At 59.3% G+C, this 20,476-nt stretch carries 15 protein-coding genes; 9 read left to right on the forward strand and 6 right to left on the reverse strand.

Going from position 1 to position 20,476, the window contains the following annotated elements; genetic code table 11:
• Positions 1 to 109: 109 nt before the first annotated feature.
• From HBN61_RS00005 to aceE, 6 genes are all read right to left on the reverse strand, one after another.
• Positions 110 to 520: a hypothetical protein gene (locus HBN61_RS00005; protein ID WP_170045923.1), complete on the reverse strand. Its 411-nt coding sequence runs from the start codon at positions 518 to 520 to the stop codon at positions 110 to 112.
• Positions 521 to 532: 12 nt separating this feature from the next.
• The gene (locus HBN61_RS00010) at positions 533 to 1,315 is read right to left on the reverse strand and encodes a hypothetical protein (RefSeq protein ID WP_170045924.1); all 783 of its coding nucleotides are present in this window, start codon (positions 1,313 to 1,315) and stop codon (positions 533 to 535) included.
• The gene (locus tag HBN61_RS00015) at positions 1,312 to 2,166 is read right to left on the reverse strand and encodes a DUF4123 domain-containing protein (RefSeq protein ID WP_170045925.1); all 855 of its coding nucleotides are present in this window, start codon (positions 2,164 to 2,166) and stop codon (positions 1,312 to 1,314) included. The genes HBN61_RS00010 and HBN61_RS00015 overlap by 4 nt, the downstream gene beginning before the upstream one ends.
• Positions 2,163 to 4,244 (reverse strand): type VI secretion system tip protein TssI/VgrG, encoded by a 2,082-nt coding sequence (gene tssI, locus HBN61_RS00020; protein WP_170045926.1) that lies wholly within the window; start codon positions 4,242 to 4,244, stop codon positions 2,163 to 2,165. The genes HBN61_RS00015 and tssI overlap by 4 nt, the downstream gene beginning before the upstream one ends.
• 437 nt (positions 4,245 to 4,681) lie before the next feature.
• The gene (aceF, locus tag HBN61_RS00025) at positions 4,682 to 6,325 is read right to left on the reverse strand and encodes a dihydrolipoyllysine-residue acetyltransferase (protein WP_170045927.1); all 1,644 of its coding nucleotides are present in this window, start codon (positions 6,323 to 6,325) and stop codon (positions 4,682 to 4,684) included.
• 11 nt (positions 6,326 to 6,336) lie between these two features.
• Positions 6,337 to 8,982: a pyruvate dehydrogenase (acetyl-transferring), homodimeric type gene (gene aceE, locus HBN61_RS00030; protein ID WP_094991902.1), complete on the reverse strand. Its 2,646-nt coding sequence runs from the start codon at positions 8,980 to 8,982 to the stop codon at positions 6,337 to 6,339.
• 383 nt (positions 8,983 to 9,365) lie between these two features.
• Here aceE and glnE point away from each other — a divergent pair, with 383 nt between their 5' ends.
• From glnE to HBN61_RS00075, 9 genes are all read left to right on the forward strand, one after another.
• A complete protein-coding gene (gene glnE, locus HBN61_RS00035; protein WP_170045928.1) occupies positions 9,366 to 12,338 on the forward strand; it encodes a bifunctional [glutamate--ammonia ligase]-adenylyl-L-tyrosine phosphorylase/[glutamate--ammonia-ligase] adenylyltransferase in 2,973 nt (990 codons plus the stop codon).
• An 84-nt stretch (positions 12,339 to 12,422) separates the two neighbouring features.
• Complete coding sequence (locus tag HBN61_RS00040; protein WP_047273066.1) at positions 12,423 to 13,346, forward strand: branched-chain amino acid transaminase; 924 nt, start codon at positions 12,423 to 12,425, stop codon at positions 13,344 to 13,346.
• Positions 13,347 to 13,501: 155 nt separating this feature from the next.
• Positions 13,502 to 14,536 (forward strand): lipopolysaccharide heptosyltransferase II, encoded by a 1,035-nt coding sequence (gene waaF / locus HBN61_RS00045; RefSeq protein WP_094991904.1) that lies wholly within the window; start codon positions 13,502 to 13,504, stop codon positions 14,534 to 14,536.
• A complete protein-coding gene (waaC, locus tag HBN61_RS00050; RefSeq protein ID WP_169963668.1) occupies positions 14,537 to 15,598 on the forward strand; it encodes a lipopolysaccharide heptosyltransferase I in 1,062 nt (353 codons plus the stop codon).
• Positions 15,598 to 16,719: a glycosyltransferase family 4 protein gene (locus HBN61_RS00055; protein WP_094991906.1), complete on the forward strand. Its 1,122-nt coding sequence runs from the start codon at positions 15,598 to 15,600 to the stop codon at positions 16,717 to 16,719. The genes waaC and HBN61_RS00055 overlap by 1 nt, the downstream gene beginning before the upstream one ends.
• Positions 16,719 to 17,525 (forward strand): lipopolysaccharide core heptose(I) kinase RfaP, encoded by an 807-nt coding sequence (gene rfaP / locus HBN61_RS00060; protein ID WP_170045929.1) that lies wholly within the window; start codon positions 16,719 to 16,721, stop codon positions 17,523 to 17,525. Before HBN61_RS00055 ends, rfaP begins: the two co-directional genes overlap by 1 nt.
• Positions 17,525 to 18,259: a lipopolysaccharide kinase InaA family protein gene (locus HBN61_RS00065; RefSeq protein ID WP_094991908.1), complete on the forward strand. Its 735-nt coding sequence runs from the start codon at positions 17,525 to 17,527 to the stop codon at positions 18,257 to 18,259. The genes rfaP and HBN61_RS00065 overlap by 1 nt, the downstream gene beginning before the upstream one ends.
• On the forward strand, positions 18,256 to 19,008 hold the full coding sequence (locus tag HBN61_RS00070; protein WP_170045930.1) for a lipopolysaccharide kinase InaA family protein: 753 nt from the start codon (positions 18,256 to 18,258) through the stop codon (positions 19,006 to 19,008). Before HBN61_RS00065 ends, HBN61_RS00070 begins: the two co-directional genes overlap by 4 nt.
• Complete coding sequence (locus HBN61_RS00075; protein WP_170045931.1) at positions 19,008 to 20,471, forward strand: lipopolysaccharide kinase InaA family protein; 1,464 nt, start codon at positions 19,008 to 19,010, stop codon at positions 20,469 to 20,471. The genes HBN61_RS00070 and HBN61_RS00075 overlap by 1 nt, the downstream gene beginning before the upstream one ends.
• The last annotated feature ends 5 nt before the right edge of the window (positions 20,472 to 20,476 follow it).

Consider the following 20,476-nt stretch of genomic DNA (forward strand, 5'->3'; position numbering starts at 1 on the left):
GGTCAGGTGCAACGCGAAATTGGCAACCTATCGGCGCCGTCACACTCAACCCAGAGAGGGAGCAGCCGGCAGTGAAAATAGCAGCTTAAAAACACGGCTGACGCGACAACTACCTTGCAAAACGCCGTGAAGTATGCTCTCTGCCTGGGCCCCAGCGACCCTCAATTGTCAGCCTCAGACTGTGCAGCACCGCCGAGCAACCGAGTTTGTTCTCGGTCAATGGCACTTTAAATTCAACTTGATGGGCCGTTTTAGGTTGTTCCGGCTTGAAGTGCAGACGACCGACGCGGAACGGTTTTCCGGATCGCCCAGTGCAGGTCTCACCGGGCGCGGGTTTATAGTTGGCGGTGCCCGTCACCGTGAAGTTTTCAGGCACGTCAGCCTGAAAGGTGAAGGTTTTGGGTGGGGTAACGGAGCAGCCCGACATCACCAAAGCAAAAGCGCCCAGGCACAAAGCCTGCCCCCAGTTGATGGTGGGTATAAGCGGCTTATAATTTTCCGTGTTTACATATGTTTTCATTTTTTAATGTCCTTATTCAGTGCAGTTCGGATAAACGGTGCACTCTCGACCGCCCGGCATTTTGAAAGACTCAAGGAATTTATACGGCTTGATGCAAGGCTCCTCATTTTGAGTGCCCCAAACACCTGTACAGGCTTTCCATCCTTTTGGAGTTTCAATCCACCAGCCTTTGTAGTAAGGCTTTTCACTGTTGGCCACACTCAGCACCAATCTGACTGTCGAATCCGCCATCTGATCGCGATGCAAGCTGCCACCGATCATGCGTTTCTCCATGTCGCCGTTTGCACCAAGGGCCCTGCATTGCAGTATTTTTCTGATAAATCGCTCAGGGCCGGCTGTTCGAAAAAACCACTGACATTGCTTCTTAAAGACTCGGACCGGTGGTGTCGAATTGGCGGGCAAATTTGCTGAGGGCTCATCACTGATAGAAAAACCGGCAGACGCCAAACTCATGTCCAATTCACGCTTGCCCCACTGCCCTTCAATCTTCAGCTTCAACCCTCGCAGTACCATCGAGCAGCCATGGTCGTTGTCGGTCAGTGGCACTTTGAACTCAACCTGATGGGCTGTTTTGGGTTGTTCCGGCTTGAAGAACAGGCTGCCTGTAGTGAACGCTTCGCCGGAGGGGGCGATGCAGGTCTCACCGGGCGCGGGTTTGTAGTTGGCTGTGCCCGTCACCGTGAAGTCTTCAGGCACGTCAGCCTGAAAGGTGAAGGTTTTGGGTGGCGTCAGCGAGCAGCCAGTAAGGAAGCACAGACTTGCACTCAAAAGCCATTCGCGCAGGTTGAGCTTCATACGGGGGTTGCTCCCGCCCAGAACTGCACTTCGCTCAACAGTCGCTCAAAGTGAGTCTGTGGCGTCTCGTGCTCGCGGGGTGACCAGTTTTTTATCACTGGTCGCTCCAGGGTTTCTAAACGATGCAGCACTAAAAACTGCAGTTGTTCGGACGTGTTCCAGTTCCAGTGCCGCGCTTGGGTCAGTTGCTCAGCCAGCCACTCGTCCGGGTCTCGATGCTGGCTGAGTGCGAGCATGCCATCGCTGCGTTCGGCCCACAGGTAGCGGTAGATATTGGTGTGCAGGATGTCGATGGCCAGCAACTGCGGGGCCGGGACGTTGAGCCAGGCCGGTTGGTCGGGCACGGGGTGTTCACCGGGCGCGGGGTTGTGGGTGACGTCCCAGCGCGATTCGGCCCAGTAACACACGCTGGTGACAGGCCCCAGGTAGCCGGGCAGCGCCTCCTCGGTCATGAACGCCAAGGCCCGGGCGAGCACCCGGTTGTCATGGAACCGATACAGCGCCTGATTCGGGCGGGTGCCGGTGATGATGCGTTCGCGCCAGTGCCGGGTCAGGGCGGGCAGTTGCTGTTGGGGCAGGCTTGCCAGCCAGCCCCAGTGGCGCTGCGGCTCGGCCAGTAGCGTGTCCAGAACTGCGTATTCCCGGGGCTCGATGATGAAGATATAGGGCCCGGCATCGGCCAGTTCGCTGACCGGGGTCTGGTGATAGACCCCGCAGTAGCGTTCGTAATCGCAGCTTCGCAACAACTGTTGACGGGGCTCGCGCTCGTCTTCGGAGTCCAGCACCAGGGCAATTGCCTGGCCGAGCTGGCGTTGTTCGCTCATCCATTGGACGACGGTGGTGAGGCTCATGAGGTGGCTCCTTGTGGCAGGCAGACGCCGTCTTTGCACGCCTCGCAGAGGGGGCAGAAGTCAGCTCCCTTGGCTTTACTGGCCTTCATCAGGGCCGCCAGTGTGGGCGCAATCAGAGGTTTGGCAGCGATGGCTTGTGCCTGGGCTGCCTGTAATGGTGCGACGCCGGGCACTGGCGCACCGCCGACCACAATCGGCACGCTGCTGAGAATGCCCCCGCCATTAATCACGATGTGTTGGCCGCCCGCGCTCAGGGTCAAGCTGGCGCCGGCGTTGATTACCACGTGGGTGGCGGTGACGTGGGTGTGGGTTCCTCCTTGCATCACCAACGTGCCGTCGACTTGGGTACTGCTGTTGCCGGTGACCGAGAGTTGTTCGTTGCCTTCGATGACGGTGTCGCGCAACCCTTGGGTGGTGTGCTGTTCGTTGCCTTTAATGAGGCTGGTGCTGTTGCCGCCAACCTGCTCGAAACGGTCGTTTTCGATCAGGCTGCGGCTGTCGCGGGTGATTTGCTCGGCACGGTCGCGGCCGATTTTTGTGTCGCTGTCGTTCAGCACCATGTGTTCGATATCGCGCTGTGCCCGCAGAAAGATTTTTTCCTGCCCGGCACGGTCTTCAATCGACAGTTCGTTGTAACCGCCGGTGTGCGGCGAGCTGTGGCTGCGCATCACCGTTTTGGTTTTATTGGCCGGCAGCGGGTAGGGCACAGGCGTGGATGTGTTGGGCACGCAGCCGGTGATCAGCGGCTTGTCGGGGTCACCTTCGACATAGGTGACCACCACTTCCATGCCAACGCGGGGGATGGTACTGGCACCGAAATGCTCGCCCGCCCAGCTTGATGACACGCGTACCCAGCAACTGCTTTTGTCGCTGTCCAGTTCGGCCCGGTCCCAGGGCAGCTCGATCCGTACGCGTCCCAGTTCGTCGCAAAAAATCTCTTGGCCCTCCGGGCCGGTCACACGGGCGGTCTGGGTCACGAGCGGAGGGCGCGGGGGTGTCAGGGGCGGTCGATAGAAAACGTCCCAAGGGATGGCGCTGAACTGGTTACGGTAACCCTGAGTGAAGCCGTCTGCGGGCTGCACATCGCTGCTGACCGACTCTTCCAGTGCCTGCGGCTGTTTGCCTTCGTGATGGACGCTGAGCAGCAGCCACAAGTCGTTACAGGCTTTACGCGGGTGTTCGGTCAGGGTGAAGAAGTGGCCGCTGCGCAAGATTGGCTGATCGCTGTGGCCTTCAGCCAGGCGATAGTCGCTGCGATGGCGCTCCAGGGCTTGCCGGGCCAGTTGCCTGCCGCGCTTCTCGGTGTCGATCAGCGCCGGGTAGTGATAGTCCTCGAGGGCGGGAGCAAAGTCCGCTGTAAACGCGCTTTGCAGCAGCAGGCTGGGGCGCTTGAGGTCGTAGTCGCGACGCGTAACGGTGCTGGTCCGGGTGCTCAGGCGCTGGGAGAACTGCTGAATCACAGGGTGGTCGGCCGCGGTGCCAGTGCCTGGTTGGTAAGGCGTTTCTCCCAAAAGAGGAAAGTAGGTCTGGGTGTCTGTGAATACCAGCAAGTGGCTGTCTTTACTGTGCTGGTGATGCCAGGCGATGCCCTCTTCGGCGCACAGGCGCTGCAGGAACTCAAAATCAGTCTCGGCGTATTGCGTGCAGTATTCACGCACTGGGCTGTGGAGGACGTTGAAGGCATACGCATCTGCCTGGATACCATGGCCCTCAAGCACCTTGGCCAGCACTTGCGGCACACTCAGGTGCTGGAAAATGCGCGGGTTCTGGCTGAACTGCAAATAGTGCAGGGCGGGTACAAGGCTGACGATATAACGCGTCAGGCGCTTGCCGGATTCCCCGACGTAGACATCTTCGATATGGCCGTGGAGCCCTTCGCCTTTAAAGCCGAACTGTAGAAAAGCGGGCTGGCACAATAACGGTTCAAGATCGATATTCGAATGTTCGCTGACTAGCTCGATGCGAATGGCGTACAGCTCGCTGATCGCTTCTTTGCCGTTAAATGCCAAGACTTTGAAGTCGTTGCGCACGTTCGGGATGAGCAAGGAAAAGTGAGCTGCATTGGCCTGCGCGAACATGTTTTTTACCCATGAAAAGAGTGAATTCAGCCCCGCAGGCCTGAATGGGAGCTAAGTGGGTAATCAACTTTCATGCCACTGTTTTTTAAAGCCTTGTTTACACGGGAATTATTTTTTTTGGATTTTTAGAGGGGGTATTTGCCCGTAAAAAGTTGGGGAAAGTTCGAAAAAGTGTGCAAGAAGTTGCGCAGTACTGCGCAACTTCTTGCGCACTTGCTTGTACGTATTGAACGGTGAGGGCTGCAGCGATGTGTCCACACACTTATCCACAATGAGGTGTGCAAGAAGTTGCGCATAATGGCCTATGGCTATTATGTATTTGAGGGTGTTTTTCGGGCAAAAAAAGCCCCGCCTACTGGGCGGGGTTGAGGTACGAGCGTGGCGCTCGGAAAACAGTGCGCGGCCCCGGTCTTCGGTGAAGAAGACCGGGGTCTGGCTTACAGCAAGATGGTGCGGATATCGGCCAGCAACTGGCTCAGGCGCTGGGTGAAACGTGCAGCTGCAGCGCCGTTGATCACGCGGTGATCGTAGGACAGCGACAGAGGGAGCATCAGCTTGGGCTGGAAGGCTTTGCCGTCCCAGACAGGCTGAATGGTTGCCTTGGAGACACCCAGGATCGCCACTTCCGGCGCGTTGACGATCGGCGTGAAGCCGGTGCCGCCAATGTGGCCGAGGCTGGAAATGGTGAAGCAGGCGCCTTGCATGTCGTCAGCGGTGAGTTTCTTGTCGCGGGCTTTGGCAGCCAGCGCAGCGGCTTCGGCAGCCAATTGCAGCAGGCTCTTCTGATCAACGTTCTTGATCACAGGAACCAGCAAGCCGTCCGGTGTGTCCACGGCGAAACCGATGTGCACGTATTTCTTGCGGATGATGGCTTTGCCGCTTGGCGCCAGCGAGCTGTTGAAGTCGGGCATTTCCTTGAGCAGGTGGGCGCACGACTTGAGCAGCAGGGGCAGTACGGTCAGTTTCACGCCAGCCTTTTCAGCAACGGCTTTTTGCGCGACGCGGAAAGCTTCCAGCTCAGTGATGTCAGCCTGATCGAACTGCGTCACGTGCGGGATGTTCAGCCAGCTGCGGTGCAGGCTCGACGCGCCGATTTGCATCAGGCGGGTCATGGCCACTTCTTCGACTTCACCGAAACGGCTGAAATCGACAGCCGGAATCGGCGGAATGCCAGCACCAGCGGTTGCACCGGCGGCCGGAGCGTCCTTGGCCTTCTGCATCATGGCCTTGACGTAGGCCTGCACGTCTTCTTTCAACACGCGACCGTGCGGGCCGCTCGGGCTCACTGCGTTCAGCTCGACGCCGAACTCGCGGGCCAGTTGACGGACAGCAGGGCCTGCGTGAACTTTCGCGCCTTTTGGCGCAGGCGCGGCGGCCGGGGCAGGGGCTGCCTCGGCTTTGGCGGCTGGCGCAGGGGCTGCAGCGGCAGGCGCTTCAGCTTTGGCCGGAGCCGGGGCTGCTGGCGCAGGTGCGGCAGGTGCCGCAGGTGCCGCAGCGCCTTGAACCTTGAGCTTGAGGATGAAATCGCCAGTGCCGACTTCGTCATCGAGCTTGACCGAAATGCTTTCCACCACACCGGCAGCTGGCGATGGAATTTCCATGCTGGCCTTGTCGGATTCGAGGGTGATCAGCGATTGATCGGCCTCAACGGTGTCGCCTGCCTTGACCAGAATCTCGATGATTTTGGCTTTGCCCGACGAGCCGATGTCCGGGACGTGAATGTCCTGCACGGTGGCTTCTGCCGGGGCCGCAGCTGCGGGTGCCTGGGCGGCTGGCGCTTCTGCGGCAGGGGCTTTGGCGGGTTCTTCAGCGGCGGCCGGAGCAGCGGCTTCAGGCGCCGCGCTGGCGCCCTCGACTTCCAGCTCCAGCAGTTCGTCGCCTTCTTTGAGGCGGTCGCCCAGGTTTACTTTCAGGCTCTTGACGATACCGGCCTTGGGCGCAGGGATTTCCATGCTCGCCTTGTCCGATTCCAGCGTCAGGATGCTCTGGTCGGCTTCAATGCGGTCGCCGACCTTTACAAACAGTTCGATGACTTCACCTTCACCGCTGCCGATGTCAGGTACTCGAATGAGTTCGCTCACAAATATTCTCCTCAGCAGTCCAGTGGGTTGCGTTTTTCCGGGTTGATGCCGAACTTGACGATGGCTTCTGCTACCACCTTCGGTTCGATATCGCCACGGTCAGCCAGTGCTTCAAGGGCTGCCAACACCACGAAGTGACGGTCTACTTCAAAGAAGTGACGCAGTTTTTTGCGGCTGTCGCTGCGGCCGAAACCGTCAGTGCCCAGCACTTTGAATTCCTTGACCGGTACCCACTGGCGAATCTGTTCGGCGAACAGCTTCATGTAGTCAGTCGAAGCGATGACCGGACCTTTACGGCCGCTCAGGCACTCTTCAACGTAGCTGACCTGTGGCTTCTGACCAGGGTGCAAACGGTTGGCACGTTCAACGGCCAGGCCGTCGCGACGCAGTTCGTTGAAGCTGGTAACGCTCCACACGTCCGCACCGATGTTGAACTCGTCACGCAGGATCTTCGCAGCTTCACGCACTTCACGCAGGATGGTGCCGGAGCCCATCAGTTGAACGTGGTGAGCGGCTTCCCGGGTGTCTTCTTCCAGCAGGTACATACCTTTGACGATGCCTTCCTCGACACCGGCCGGCATGGCTGGCTGCTGGTAGGACTCGTTCATCACGGTGATGTAGTAGAAGACGTCCTGTTGCTCTTCGGTCATCTTCTTCATGCCGTCCTGAATGATCACCGCCAGCTCATAGCCGTAGGTCGGATCGTAGGTGCGGCAGTTCGGGATGGTGGCAGCCAGGATGTGGCTGTGACCGTCTTCGTGTTGCAGGCCTTCACCGTTGAGCGTGGTGCGCCCGGCGGTGCCGCCGATCAGGAAGCCACGGGTGCGGCTGTCGCCAGCGGCCCAGGCCAGGTCGCCAATACGCTGGAAGCCGAACATCGAGTAGAAGATGTAAAACGGCAGCATTGGCTGGTTGTGGTTGGAGTACGAAGTACCGGCGGCGATGAAGGAGCTCATGGCGCCTGCTTCGTTGATGCCTTCTTCGAGGATCTGACCTTTCTTGTCTTCGCGGTAGAACATCACCTGGTCTTTATCGACGGGCTCGTAGAGCTGGCCGGCGGACGAGTAGATGCCCAACTGACGGAACATGCCTTCCATACCGAAGGTACGGGCTTCGTCCGGGATGATCGGCACGATGCGCTGGCCGATGTCCTTGTCCTTGACCAGCTGCGCCAAGATACGCACGAAGGCCATGGTGGTGGAGATTTCGCGGTCGCCGGAGCCGTCAAGGATGGCCTTGAGGGTGTCCAGTGGCGGGGTCGGAATGCTCATGCTCTTGGCGCGACGCTGTGGCACGAAACCGCCCAGTGCCGTGCGACGCTCGCTCAGGTAGCGGGCTTCAGCGCTGCCTTCTTCTGGTTTGAAGAACGGCAGGTTTTCGATTTCTTCGTCTTTGACCGGGATGTCGAAACGGTCGCGGAACAACTTCAGGCTGTCGACGTCGACTTTCTTGGTGTTGTGCGCCGTGTTTTTCGCTTCGCCCGCACCGGTGCCATAACCCTTGATGGTCTTGGCCAGGATGACGGTTGGCTGGTCTTTGTGGTTGACCGCTTCGTGGTACGCCGCGTAGACCTTGTATGGGTCGTGGCCGCCCCGGTTGAGTTTCCAGATTTCGTCGTCGGACAGGTCTGCAACCATCGCCTTGAGTTCAGGCGTGTTGAAGAAGTGTTCACGCACGAATGCGCCGTCTTTGGCTTTGTAGTTCTGGTACTCGCCGTCGATGACTTCGTCCATGCGGCGTTGCAGGATGCCGTCGACGTCTTTGGCCAGCAGCGGGTCCCAGAAACGGCCCCAGATGACTTTGGTTACGTTCCACTGAGCACCGCGGAACACGCCTTCGAGTTCCTGAATGATTTTGCCGTTGCCGCGAACCGGGCCGTCGAGGCGCTGCAGGTTGCAGTTGATGACAAAAATCAGGTTGTCGAGGTTTTCACGGCCTGCCAGCGAGATGGCGCCCAGGGATTCCGGCTCGTCACACTCGCCATCGCCCAGGAAACACCAGACTTTCTGCTTGCCGGCCGGGATGTACCCGCGCGCTTCCAGGTACTTCATGAAGCGCGCCTGGTAGATCGCCTGAATCGGACCCAGACCCATGGAAACGGTCGGGAACTGCCAGAAGTCAGGCATCAGCCATGGGTGCGGGTAGGACGAGAGGCCCTGACCGTCGACTTCCTGGCGGAAGTTGTTCATCTGGTCTTCAGTGATACGGCCTTCCATGAAGGCACGCGCGTAAACGCCCGGGGAGGTATGGCCCTGGAAGTAGATCAGGTCGCCGCCGTGTTCTTCGGTCGGGGCCTGGAAGAAGTAGTTGAAGCCGATGTCATACAGGGTTGCGCTGGAGGCGAAGCTGGAGATGTGACCGCCCAGGTCAGAATCTTTCAAGTTCGTGCGCATTACCATTGCCATGGCGTTCCAGCGAACCAACGAGCGAATGCGGCGTTCCATGAACAGGTCGCCAGGCATGCGTGCTTCGTGGGTAACGGGAATGGTGTTGCGGTATGGCGTTGTGATGGCGTACGGCAGCTGCGAACCGGTGCGAGTAGCGAGCTCACCCATACGGGTCATCAGATAGTGAGCACGGTCTTCGCCTTCTTTGTCGAGAACCGATTCCAGGGCGTCCAGCCATTCCTGGGTTTCGACGGGATCGAGGTCTTGCATGGCTTGCTCCAGGGCGGAAAGGCTTCCAGAATCGGTTGCCTGAGTTTGCGACTGGCCTTGTGGGCAGACGACATAAATTCTTGGATAGCCGGAAGTAGATTCCGGGGTTGTGTAGTTTTACTACAAATCGTTGGCCATTTCAGCCTTTCAAATGGGTGAGTCAGTAGTAAAACTACAGGATAGGCTTCAACGGCCACCTGTTTGGTTGTGCGAAAAATCGATACTGTTGGTGCGAAATTTAGATTTTTGCCTTCTGTGTGAAGGTTCTGTGCCAAGAAAAAATAATTGTCAGCTATTTATAACCTTTGTTCGACAGTCGGATTAAACCGCTGTTTCTTCCTGTCACCGTACCCGGCAATCCCTTAGCCGATCAAGGATAGACCATGAGCCTTCCGTCGCTTGCCCCCATTCCCTCTCTTTTATTGCCCGTTGCTAAGCGTGCTGAACAGTCGTGGCGCGCTGCAGTGGCCGGGCTTGACAGTGGGCCAGGGCTGGAAGATTGGTCTGACGCGCGATGGGCAGCATTCAGTCGCGTCAGTGCGGCCAGCGACTTCTTTATTGAGCAGGCATTGCGTGACCCTGTGATGTTGCTGGAATTGGCGAGCTTCGGCGAACTGGACCGCAACTTCGCTCCCGGTGAGCTGTGCGGGCAAATTGCTGCTGCCGTGCAGCAGGCGCAAACCGATGAGGAGTTGGGCCGCGTATTGCGTCGCCAGCGCACGCGTCACCAAGTCCGCATCATCTGGCGCGACCTGACTCGCCAGGCGGATTTGATCGAAACCTGCCGCGACCTGTCGGACATGGCCGATGCTTGCATCGATCAGGCCTACCGCTGGCTGTACGAGCGTCACTGCCAGCAGTTCGGCACGCCGATCGGGCAGCGCAGCGGCGAGCCGCAGCCGATGGTAATTCTGGGCATGGGCAAGCTCGGGGCTGTGGAGCTGAACCTCTCATCGGACATCGACCTGATCTTCGCCTATCCCGAAGGCGGTGAAACGGTCGGGGCCAAGCGCCCGCTGGATAATCAGGAGTTCTTCATTCGTTTGGGGCAGCGGCTGATCAAAGCGCTGGACCCGATGACCGTCGACGGCTTCGTGTTCCGCGTCGACATGCGCTTGCGCCCGTATGGGTCGTCGGGGGCGTTGGTGCTGAGCTTCAATGCGCTGGAGCAGTATTACCAGGATCAGGGCCGCGACTGGGAGCGTTACGCAATGATCAAGGCCCGCGTGGTGGCGGGCGATCAAGTCATGGGCGCGCAATTGCTCGATCTGTTGCGCCCGTTCGTGTACCGGCGCTACCTCGATTTTTCTGCGATTGAAGCGCTGCGCACCATGAAACAGCTGATTCAGCAGGAAGTACGACGCAAAGGCATGGCCGACAACATCAAGCTGGGGGCGGGCGGGATTCGCGAAGTTGAATTCATTGCCCAAGCCTTCCAGTTGATTCACGGGGGGCGCGACCTGAGTTTGCAACAACGCCCGCTGCTGAAAGTGTTGAGCATTCTGGAGGGGCAGGGCTATTTGCCACCTGCGGTGGTCAGTGAACTGCGCGAGGGCTATGAATTTCTGCGCTACACCGAACACGCGATTCAGGCGATTGCCGATCGTCAGACCCAGATGCTGCCCGACAGCGAGCTGGATCAGGCGCGCATTGCTTTCATGATGGGGTTTACCAATTGGGCCGCCTTCCACACGCAACTCATGGCGTGGCGAGGGCGAATTGACTGGCATTTCCGTCAGGTGATTGCCGACCCGGACGATGAAGAAGACATCGATGAGGGTGAGTTGATTGTCGGCGGGGAGTGGTTGCCGCTGTGGGAAGAAGTTCAGGACGACGCAGCGGCGTGCGTTCAACTGGAAGAGGCCGGGTTTGTCGATGCGCCGAAAGCGCTGAAACAACTGGCCAGCCTGCGTTCAAGCCCGCAATTGCGCGCGATGCAGCGCTTGGGGCGTGAGCGTCTCGACGCGTTTATCCCGCGCTTGCTGGCCCAGGCGGTTGAGCATGCCAACCCGGACTTGGTTCTGGAGCGGGTGTTGCCGCTGGTGGAAGCCGTGGCCCGACGCTCGGCGTATCTGGTGCTGTTGACCGAAAACCCCGACGCCCTGCGCCGTCTGTTGACCTTGTGCGCGGCGAGCCCGTGGATTGCCGAGCAAATCACGCGTTTCCCGCTGCTGCTTGATGAATTGCTCAATGAAGGCCGTCTGTTCAAGCCGCCCCTGGCGCCGGAGCTGGCAGCGGAGTTGCGTGAGCGCCTGACGCGCATTCCCGAGGACGACCTTGAACAACAGATGGAAGCACTGCGTAACTTCAAGCTTGCGCACCGCTTGCGCGTGGCTGCGTCGGAAATTGCGGGCAGCCTGCCGTTGATGAAGGTCAGCGACTACCTGACCTGGCTGGCCGAAGCCATTCTGGAGCAAGTGCTGGCGCTGGCCTGGCGGCAGACGGTTGCCAAATATGGCACCCCGCAGCGTACCGACGGCAGTCTGTGCGACCCGGGCTTTATTATTGTCGGCTACGGAAAAGTGGGTGGGATCGAGCTGGGACACGGTTCGGATCTGGACCTTGTATTCATCCACGACGGTGACCCGAATGCCGATACCGACGGACCTAAACCCATCGACAGCGCCCAGTTCTTTACTCGCCTGGGGCAGCGAATCATTCACTTGCTCACCGCGCAAACGACCTCTGGCCAGTTGTATGACGTCGATATGCGCTTGCGTCCGTCGGGCGCTTCCGGGTTGCTGGTCAGTTCGCTCGGAGCCTTTGAGCGGTATCAGGAAAATGAAGCCTGGACCTGGGAGCATCAAGCATTGGTACGGGCCCGTGTGCTGGTGGGCTGCAAGCAAGTGGGCAGCGCATTTGAGAAGGTGCGCGCCGGTGTGCTGGGCCGCGAACGGGACTTGCCCACGTTGCGTCAGGAGGTCAGCGAGATGCGGGCCAAGATGCGCGACAACCTTGGCACCCGCATGACCGCCGCCGGCCTGGGTGAAAATGCCTTCGAGGCCACGGTGCCGTTCGACCTCAAGCAGGACGCCGGAGGTATCGTCGATATTGAATTTATGGTGCAATACGCGACCCTTGCATGGGCGCGGGAGTACCCGCAGTTGCTTCGTTTCACCGATAACATCCGCATTCTGGAAGGGCTGGAGGAGGCCGGGTTGATGCCCGCTGCCGATGCCAGCCTGTTGCGTGAGGCGTACAAGGCCTTTCGCGCGGTTGCCCACCGCCAGGCTTTGCAGAAGGAAGCCGGGGTGGTCACGGGCGATCAGTTTGTCGTCGAACGTCAGAACGTACGGCGCATTTGGTCTGAGCTGGGCCTGGGCCCGGTCAGCCAGAACACAGAGTTAAAGCTGTAAAACGTATCCGGCGGGCCCATAAGGTCCGTCCAATTTGCCTGTCGTCTCAAGGCGCAGGTGCTGGATTCTTTGAGGAGCGTAATGATGTCGATGGCTGATCGTGATGGTGTGATCTGGTATGACGGCAAGCTGGTGCCGTGGCGTGACGCGACAACCCACGTGCTGACCCATACCCTGCACTACGGCATGGGCGTGTTTGAAGGTGTGCGTGCCTACGAAACCCCGCAGGGCGCGGCGATTTTCCGCCTGCAGGCACACACTGACCGCCTGTTCGATTCGGCCCACATCATGGGCATGAAGATCCCGTTCAGCAAAGACGAAATCAACGAAGCGACCCGCGTAGCGGTGCGTGAAAACAACCTCGACAGCGCCTACATTCGCCCGATGGTGTTCTACGGATCTGAAGCCATGGGCCTGCGTGCCACCGGGCTGAAAGTCCACGTAATCATCGCGCCGTGGAGCTGGGGAGCCTACATGGGCGCCGAAGCACTGGAAGTCGGGATCAAGGTGCGTACCAGCTCCTTCACCCGTCACCATGTGAACATTTCCATGACCCGTGCCAAGGCCAACGGTCACTACATCAACTCGATGCTGGCCCTGCAGGAAGCGATTTCCGGCGGTGCCGATGAAGCGCTGTTGCTGGACCCGGAAGGTTTCGTGGCCGAAGGCTCGGGCGAGAACGTGTTTCTGGTCAAGGATGGTGTGATCTACACCCCGGACGTGACGGCGTGCCTCAACGGCATCACCCGCAGCACGATCCTGACCCTGGCCACCGAGCTGGGTTACAAATTTGTTGAAAAACGCATCACCCGCGACGAGGTGTACATCGCCGACGAAGCGTTCTTCACCGGCACCGCCGCTGAGGTGACGCCGATTCGTGAAGTCGACGGGCGTCAAATCGGGATCGGCCGCCGTGGCCCGATCACCGAAAAACTGCAAAAGGCTTACTTTGATCTGGTCACCGGCAAAACGTCGGCCCACGCCGAGTGGCGTACACTGGTCAAATAAAGCGAAATGGCATCACAGCGGGGAGGCGAAAGCCTGAGTCCCGCCAGTTAAGAAAAGGCTGCCCCTGCACGAGTGAGTTCGCTCACTCCTGCGGTTGATTGCGCTTGACTGGCGAGCATCAGGCGAATGCCTCCCTTGCTTGTTTATGGAAACTTATGAAAATTTTGATCGTTGGGCCCAGCTGGGTCGGTGACATGGTGATGGCGCAGACACTGTTCCAGTGCCTGAAACAGCGTCACCCGGAGTGCGAAATCGATGTGCTGGCCCCCGAGTGGAGCCGGCCGATACTCGAACGCATGCCTGAAGTTCGCCAGGCCTTGAGCTTCCCGCTCGGCCACGGCGCACTGGAACTGGCCACGCGGCGCAAGATCGGCAAGTCCCTCAAGGGTCAGTACGATCAGGCCATCCTGCTGCCCAATTCGCTGAAATCGGCGCTGGTGCCGTTTTTTGCCGCAATTGCTAAACGTACAGGCTGGCGCGGCGAATTTCGCTACGGCCTGCTGAACGATGTGCGCACGCTCGACAAAGAGCGCTATCCGCTGATGATCGAGCGTTTCATGGCGCTGGCGTATGAACCGGGCGTCGAATTGCCCACGCCGTACCCGCGGCCCTCTTTGCAGATCGACCCGCAAAGCCGCGATGCCGCGTTGAACAAATTCGGTCTGACCCTTGATCGCCCGGTGCTGGCGCTGTGCCCGGGCGCCGAATTTGGTGAGTCCAAACGCTGGCCGTCCGAGCACTACGCCAAAGTTGCCGAGCAGAAAATCCGTGAAGGCTGGCAAGTGTGGTTGTTCGGTTCGAAAAACGATCACGCGGTGGGCGAAGACATCCGCGCGCGCTTGATCCCCGGCTTGCGTGAAGAGGCGGTCAACCTCAGCGGCGACACATCGTTGGCCGAGGCGATTGATCTGCTGTCCTGCGCAGATTCGGTCGTGTCCAACGACTCGGGCCTGATGCACGTGGCGGCTGCGCTGAACCGCCCGCTGGTGGCGGTGTACGGCTCAACCTCGCCAGGTTTCACGCCCCCGCTCGCGGACAAGGTCGAGATCGTGCGCCTGGGGCTCGAATGCAGCCCGTGTTTTGAGCGCACCTGCCGTTTCGGTCATTACAACTGCCTGCGCGAACTGCTGCCGCAACTCGTCGTGGATGCCTTGCAGCGTTTGCAGGGCTCACCGGTCGAGGTTCACTAGGTGCGTGTTCTGTTGGTGAAAACCTCATCCCTTGGGGATGTGATTCATGCCTTGCCTGCGCTGACCGACGCCGCGCGAGCGATTCCGGGCATCACGTTTGACTGGGTGGTGGAAGAAGGTTTTGCCGAGATCCCGACTTGGCACCCGTCAGTGGGCAAAGTGATTCCCGTGGCAATTCGCCGCTGGCGCAAAAATATCTGGGAAACCTTCAAAAGCGGTGAATGGCGACGTTTCAAGCAAAGCCTGCGCGCTGAAAAATACGATCTTGTCATCGACGCGCAGGGCTTGCTCAAAAGTGCGTGGCTGACGCGCTACGTCAAAGCACCGGTCGCGGGGCTTGATCGTGACTCAGCCCGTGAGCCTCTGGCAAGCCGCTTTTACCAGCGCCGCCTGGCTGTGGCCCGCGGCCAGCACGCCGTCGAACGGTTGCGTCAGTTGTTTGCTGTTGCGCTGGGTTACGACTTGCCCAAAGGCTTGGGCGATTACGGGCTGGATGTCGACCGGTTGGTCGAGTTGCCGCGTCAAAAGCCGTTTGTCCTGTTTCTGCACGGCACTACGTGGGACACCAAGCACTGGCCCGAAGTGTACTGGCGTGACCTGGCCATTCGCATGGGGCACTTGGGCGTTCAGGTGCGCTTGCCTTGGGGCAATCCGGTCGAGAAGGCCCGTGCGCAACGTATCGCCAGTGAGTTGCCCCACGTCGTCGTGCTGCCCAAGTTGAATCTGGCGGGCGTTGCCAAAGTGCTGGCCAGCGCCAGTGCCTGTGTGGCAGTGGACACGGGCCTCGGGCACCTGGCGGCGGCACTGGATGTGCCGACCATTTCCCTGTTCGGCCCGACAAATCCCGGTCTGACAGGCGCCTACGGCAAGGTGCAAATCCACCTCGCCAGCGATTTTCCGTGCGCCCCGTGCCTGCAGAAAAAATGCACGTACCAGCCGACTGCACAGGACCAGCAGCGGTTTGACCTGAAAGCCGAGTGGCCCTTGTGCTTCACTCGTTTGAACCCCGAGCGTGTTGCAAGTCGATTAAGCACGTTGTTACTGGCTGAGGAACTGCGCTGATGCAACTGGCTTTTGTCCTGTACAAATACTTTCCGTTTGGCGGTCTGCAGCGGGACTTTATGCGCATTGCGCTGGAGTGCCAGAAGCGCGGGCACCAGATCCGCGTCTACACCATGATCTGGGAAGGTGATATCCCGCCGGGTTTTGAAGTGCTGGTGGCGCCGGTCAAGGCGTTCTTCAATCACACGCGCAATGAAAAAATGCTCGCCTGGATGCAGGCCGATCTGGCCAAACGCCCGGTGGATCGTCTGATTGGCTTCAACAAAATGCCGGGGCTGGACGTGTATTACGCTGCCGACGGCTGTTTTGAAGACAAGGCGCAAAACCTGCGGCACTCGATGTACCGCTATTTCAAGCGCTACAGGCACTTTGCCGAGTACGAGCGTGCGGTGTTCGACAAGCAGGCCAAAACCGAAATCCTGATGATTTCCGAAGTCCAGCAACCTTTGTTCATCAAGCACTATGGCACCCCGATCGAGCGTTTCCATTTGCTGCCGCCGGGCATTGCGCTGGATCGCCGTGCGCCGCCGAATGCGGCCGACATTCGCGCGGATTTCCGGCGTGAATTCAAGCTCGCGGACGATGATTTGCTGCTGGTGCAGATTGGCTCAGGCTTCAAGACCAAAGGCGTGGATCGCAGCCTTAAAGCGCTGGCAGCATTGCCCGCCGAGCTTAAAAAACGTACCCGATTGTTTGTAATCGGTCAGGACGACCCCAAAGTCTTTCAATTGCAAAGCGCCACATTGGGGCTGGGCGAGCATGTGCAGTTCATGAAAGGGCGCAGCGACATCCCGCGCTTTTTGTTGGGCGCGGACGTGCTGATTCACCCGGCCTACAACGAAAACACTGGCACCGTACTGCTTGAAGCGCTGGTAGCCGGCTTGCCGGTGCTGGTCAGCGCGGTATGCGGTTATGCCCACTACATTGCCGAAGCAGATGCCGGGCGTGTGCTGGACGAGCCGTTTGAGCAGGCGCAACTCAATGAGTACCTGACCCACATGTTGTCCGATGATGCTGCGCGCGCGGCCTGGAGCCAAAACGGCCTGGCCTTCGCGCAGACGGCCGACCTCTATAGCATGCCGCAGCACGCTGCGGATGTGATTCTGGCGGAGCAACACTGATGAAACTGATACTTGCCGAACCGTTCAAGCGCTTGTGGGCCGGACGCGATGCGTTCACCGAAGTCGAGCGTCTGGAAGGCGAGGTTTACCGCGAGCTGGAAGGCCGACGTACGTTGCGTACTGAGGTCGACGGGCGTGGTTTCTTTGTAAAAATCCACCGTGGCATTGGCTGGGGCGAAGTGTTCAAGAATCTGCTGACCGCCAAGTTGCCTGTGCTCGGCGCAGGTCAGGAGTGGCGTGCCATCAACCGTCTGCACGAGGTCGGCGTCCCCACCATGACTGCTGTGGCCTACGGCGAGAAAGGCAGTAACCCGGCCGCACAGCACTCGTTCATCATCACCGAAGAGCTGGCACCGACCGTCAGCCTCGAAGATTTCAGCCTCAACTGGGTCAAGCAACCGCCGCAGCCCTCGCTCAAACATGCGCTGATCGCTGAAGTGGCACGCATGACCGGCATGATGCATCGCGCTGGCGTTAACCACCGCGACTGTTACATCTGCCACTTTTTGCTGCACACCGATAAGCAGGTGACGGCGGATAATTTCCGTTTGTCGATCATCGACCTGCACCGTGCCCAAACCCGCCCGGTCATCAGCCGCCGCTGGCGTAACAAGGATCTGGCCGCCCTGTATTTCTCGGCGCTGGACATCGGTTTGACCCGGCGCGACAAATTGCGTTTTTTGCGCGGTTACTTCCAGATGCCATTGCGTCAGATTTTGCGTGATGAAGCTCGCCTGCTGGCCTGGCTGGAAGGCAAGGCAAAAAAACTCTACGAACGCAAAGTGCGTTATGGGGATGCACTCTAATGGCGGGCTGGAATCTGGACCCCGCTTACAGCGCGCTGGCCCGCGACTTCGGCACGCTGGACGCCGTGTTCGCCCTCAAGGGCGAGCACCTGACCCGCGACCCGCTGTCCGAGGTCATCCGTGTTCAACGCGAGGGCGTCAATTACTACGTCAAACGCTACACCGGTGCTGGCAAAGGGCTGCGTCGCTATTTGGGCCGCCCACGCGTGAAGTCCGAATGGCAAAACCTCAAGCGGTTTGCCAAGTGGGGCATTCCGACGGCTGACGTGGTGGCCTGGGGTCTTGAGCGTAAAGGCCTGGCTTACGACCGCGGCGCCATGATCACCCGCGAATTGCCCAACACCCGCGACTTGTCCGAGCTGGCAGACAACAACGATCCGCTGCTCAAAGATCGCGCGTGGGTAGACGGTGTCAGCCGCCAATTGGCGCGCTACACCAAAACCATGCACGACCACCGCTTTACCCATAACGATTTGAAATGGCGCAACTTGCTGATCGACGATCAGGCGCAGTTGTATTTGATCGACTGCCCCAACGGCGACTTCTGGCGCGGTTTCTGGCTCAAGTACCGCATCACCAAAGACTTGGCGTGCCTCGACAAAGTGGCCAAATACCACCTTTCGGCCACCCAGCGCCTGCGTTTTTATTTCCAATACACCGGACGCACGCGACTTACTGGGGCGGACAAGGAACGCGTCCGTCATATCGTGCGTTTTTTTGAGGGCCGGGAATGACTGATTTTGTGGCAGACGCTGATCGCGCACTGTTGGAGCGCCAGGGTCTGGCTGACTTCGACGCGTTATGGAACTTGCAACTCGAGGCCGTTGACGAGCCCAATACCAGCCGCGGCGGCTGGAGCAGCGTGTTTCGCATGGACCTCGACGGTCAGGGTTTTTACCTCAAACGTCAGAGCAATTACCTGACCCGGACGTTGCATAGCCCGTTGGGTGAACCGAGTTTTGCCCGTGAATTTCGCAATATTCAACGCTATCAGCAGCTGGGTATTCCGGCGCTGGAAGCGGTGTTTTTTGGTGAGCGCAAAGTCGGCGGCGAGCGTCGGGCAATTCTGATGACCCGTGCGCTGGATGGTTGGAACGACCTCGACTCGCTGCTGGAGCAATGGACGCAACTGACGGCCGAACAGCGCCAGGCCATCTTGCAGGCGTGTGGTCAGTTGGCGCAGCGTCTGCATGCGGTGCGTCAGGTGCATGGTTGTTTTTATCCCAAGCACATCTTCTTGCAGCCCGATGGCCAGGCGTATCGCGCTCAGTTGATCGACCTGGAGAAAACCCGGCCTTTGCTGCTGGGCCAACGTGATCGGGTTAAAGACCTTGAGCCGTTATTACGCCGCGCTCAGGTCTGGACCGAGGCCGACGTGCGCGCGATGCTGGCGGCCTACCTCGACCAACCGCTGGACAGCGGTCTGGTCAACGCGTGGTATCAACGTCTGAATGTGCGCCGTCATCAAAAGGAGAACCGCTGATGCGTCTATCCGAACTGCAAAAAGCCGGGCGCGCCCCGGGTTTGCCGTTGAGTATTGAGCTGGCGGATGCGGCCGGGCCTGCGCAGTTGCAATTGCTCACGTTGTTGCGCGTTTTGCCGGGCCAGCGTTATGTCGGTGCAGGCGTATGGCGAGGTCGTACGGTGCTGGCCAAATTGATGGTAGGCAGCAAGGCTGCTCGCAACTTTGAGCGGGAGCTGGCGGGCGTCCGTGTGCTGGCCGAGCAAGGGCTGACGACGCCGTTGTTATTGGCAGACGGTTTGCAGGAAGGTGAGGGCGGCTGGCTGCTGTTTGAGTTTCTGGAGCACGCCGAGAGCCTGGGCGCTGCCTGGCGTGCCGTGCAGGACTTACCGGTGCTGGCGGACGAGCAACAAACCGTATTGGCACAAGCCCTTGAGGTCATTGGCCAGATGCACCTCAAAGGGGTCTGGCAGCAAGATCTTCATCTTGACAACCTGCTGCGTCAGAACGGCAAGCTGTATGTGATCGACGGTGATGGCATTTGCGTCGAGACGGCGGGCAAGCCGCTGTCGCGGCAAAAAGTGCTGGAAAACCTTGGGGTGTTCTTTGCCCAGTTGCCCAAAAGCCTTGAGCCTTATATCGAGGAGTTGCTGGTGCATTACCTGCTCAGCAACGGTGAGCACGCCCTGCCGCTCGAAGCGTTACTTAAACAGGTCGAGAAAGTGCGCGCCTGGCGCCTGAATGACTTCCTCAACAAAGTGGGGCGCGATTGTTCGTTGTTCAGCGTGCAGCGTGGGGCGATGGCCTTGCGCGCCGTACGACGTGGAGAAGAGTCCGCCATGCTGCCGGTGCTGGCCAGGGCGGATGCGTTGCTCGATCAGGGCCATCTTTACAAAACCGGCGGCGCAGCCAGTGTCGGCAAGGTCGAGGTGGACGGTCGCACGCTGGTGATCAAGCGTTACAACATCAAAGGCTTTGCCCATTGGCTCAAGCGTTTCTGGCGGCCGAGTCGTGCCTGGCACTCCTGGCGTGAAGGCAACCGGCTGGCATTCCTCGGGATCGCAACGCCCAAGCCGCTGGCGTTATTGGAAACCCGCTTTTTGTGGCTGCGTGGCAAGGCGTATCTGGTGACCGACTTCTTGCCCGGCCCGGACATCATTGAGCGTTTTGCGCCTTACGTCGACAGCGGCGACGCGCCAGAAGCCGAACTGCAGGCGCTGGATCACCTGTTCGCGGACTTGATCCGCGAGCGCATCAGCCACGGTGATTTGAAGGGTCACAATGTGTTTTGGCAAACAGAGCCGGCTCCCGGTCGTTGGGCGCTGATTGATCTCGACTCAATGTGCCAGCACCGTAGCGATGCCAGCTTTGCGCCGGCCTACGCCCGTGATCGGGCGCGGTTTATGCGCAACTGGCCAGCAGACAGCGCGCTGTATCAGGTAATCGACGGTCGCCTGCCCAAGAAACCCGGTGTCGAGTCATAACGCCC

The sequence above is a fragment of the Pseudomonas sp. WS 5071 genome (genome assembly GCF_012985765.1).
Taxonomy (GTDB): domain Bacteria; phylum Pseudomonadota; class Gammaproteobacteria; order Pseudomonadales; family Pseudomonadaceae; genus Aquipseudomonas; species Aquipseudomonas lundensis_A.

Excerpts from the sequence above, each read along its gene's own strand:
- HBN61_RS00005 (WP_170045923.1), bottom strand. The coding sequence starts at position 520 with ATGAAAACATATGTAAACACGGAAAATTATAAGCCGCTTATACCCACC.
- HBN61_RS00010 (WP_170045924.1), bottom strand. The coding sequence starts at position 1,315 with ATGAAGCTCAACCTGCGCGAATGGCTTTTGAGTGCAAGTCTGTGCTTC.
- HBN61_RS00015 (WP_170045925.1), bottom strand. The coding sequence starts at position 2,166 with ATGAGCCTCACCACCGTCGTCCAATGGATGAGCGAACAACGCCAGCTC.
- tssI (WP_170045926.1), bottom strand. The coding sequence starts at position 4,244 with ATGTTCGCGCAGGCCAATGCAGCTCACTTTTCCTTGCTCATCCCGAAC.
- aceE (WP_094991902.1), bottom strand. The coding sequence starts at position 8,982 with ATGCAAGACCTCGATCCCGTCGAAACCCAGGAATGGCTGGACGCCCTG.
- glnE (WP_170045928.1), top strand. The coding sequence starts at position 9,366 with ATGAGCCTTCCGTCGCTTGCCCCCATTCCCTCTCTTTTATTGCCCGTT.
- HBN61_RS00040 (WP_047273066.1), top strand. The coding sequence starts at position 12,423 with ATGTCGATGGCTGATCGTGATGGTGTGATCTGGTATGACGGCAAGCTG.
- waaF (WP_094991904.1), top strand. The coding sequence starts at position 13,502 with ATGAAAATTTTGATCGTTGGGCCCAGCTGGGTCGGTGACATGGTGATG.
- HBN61_RS00055 (WP_094991906.1), top strand. The coding sequence starts at position 15,598 with ATGCAACTGGCTTTTGTCCTGTACAAATACTTTCCGTTTGGCGGTCTG.
- rfaP (WP_170045929.1), top strand. The coding sequence starts at position 16,719 with ATGAAACTGATACTTGCCGAACCGTTCAAGCGCTTGTGGGCCGGACGC.
- HBN61_RS00065 (WP_094991908.1), top strand. The coding sequence starts at position 17,525 with ATGGCGGGCTGGAATCTGGACCCCGCTTACAGCGCGCTGGCCCGCGAC.
- HBN61_RS00070 (WP_170045930.1), top strand. The coding sequence starts at position 18,256 with ATGACTGATTTTGTGGCAGACGCTGATCGCGCACTGTTGGAGCGCCAG.
- HBN61_RS00075 (WP_170045931.1), top strand. The coding sequence starts at position 19,008 with ATGCGTCTATCCGAACTGCAAAAAGCCGGGCGCGCCCCGGGTTTGCCG.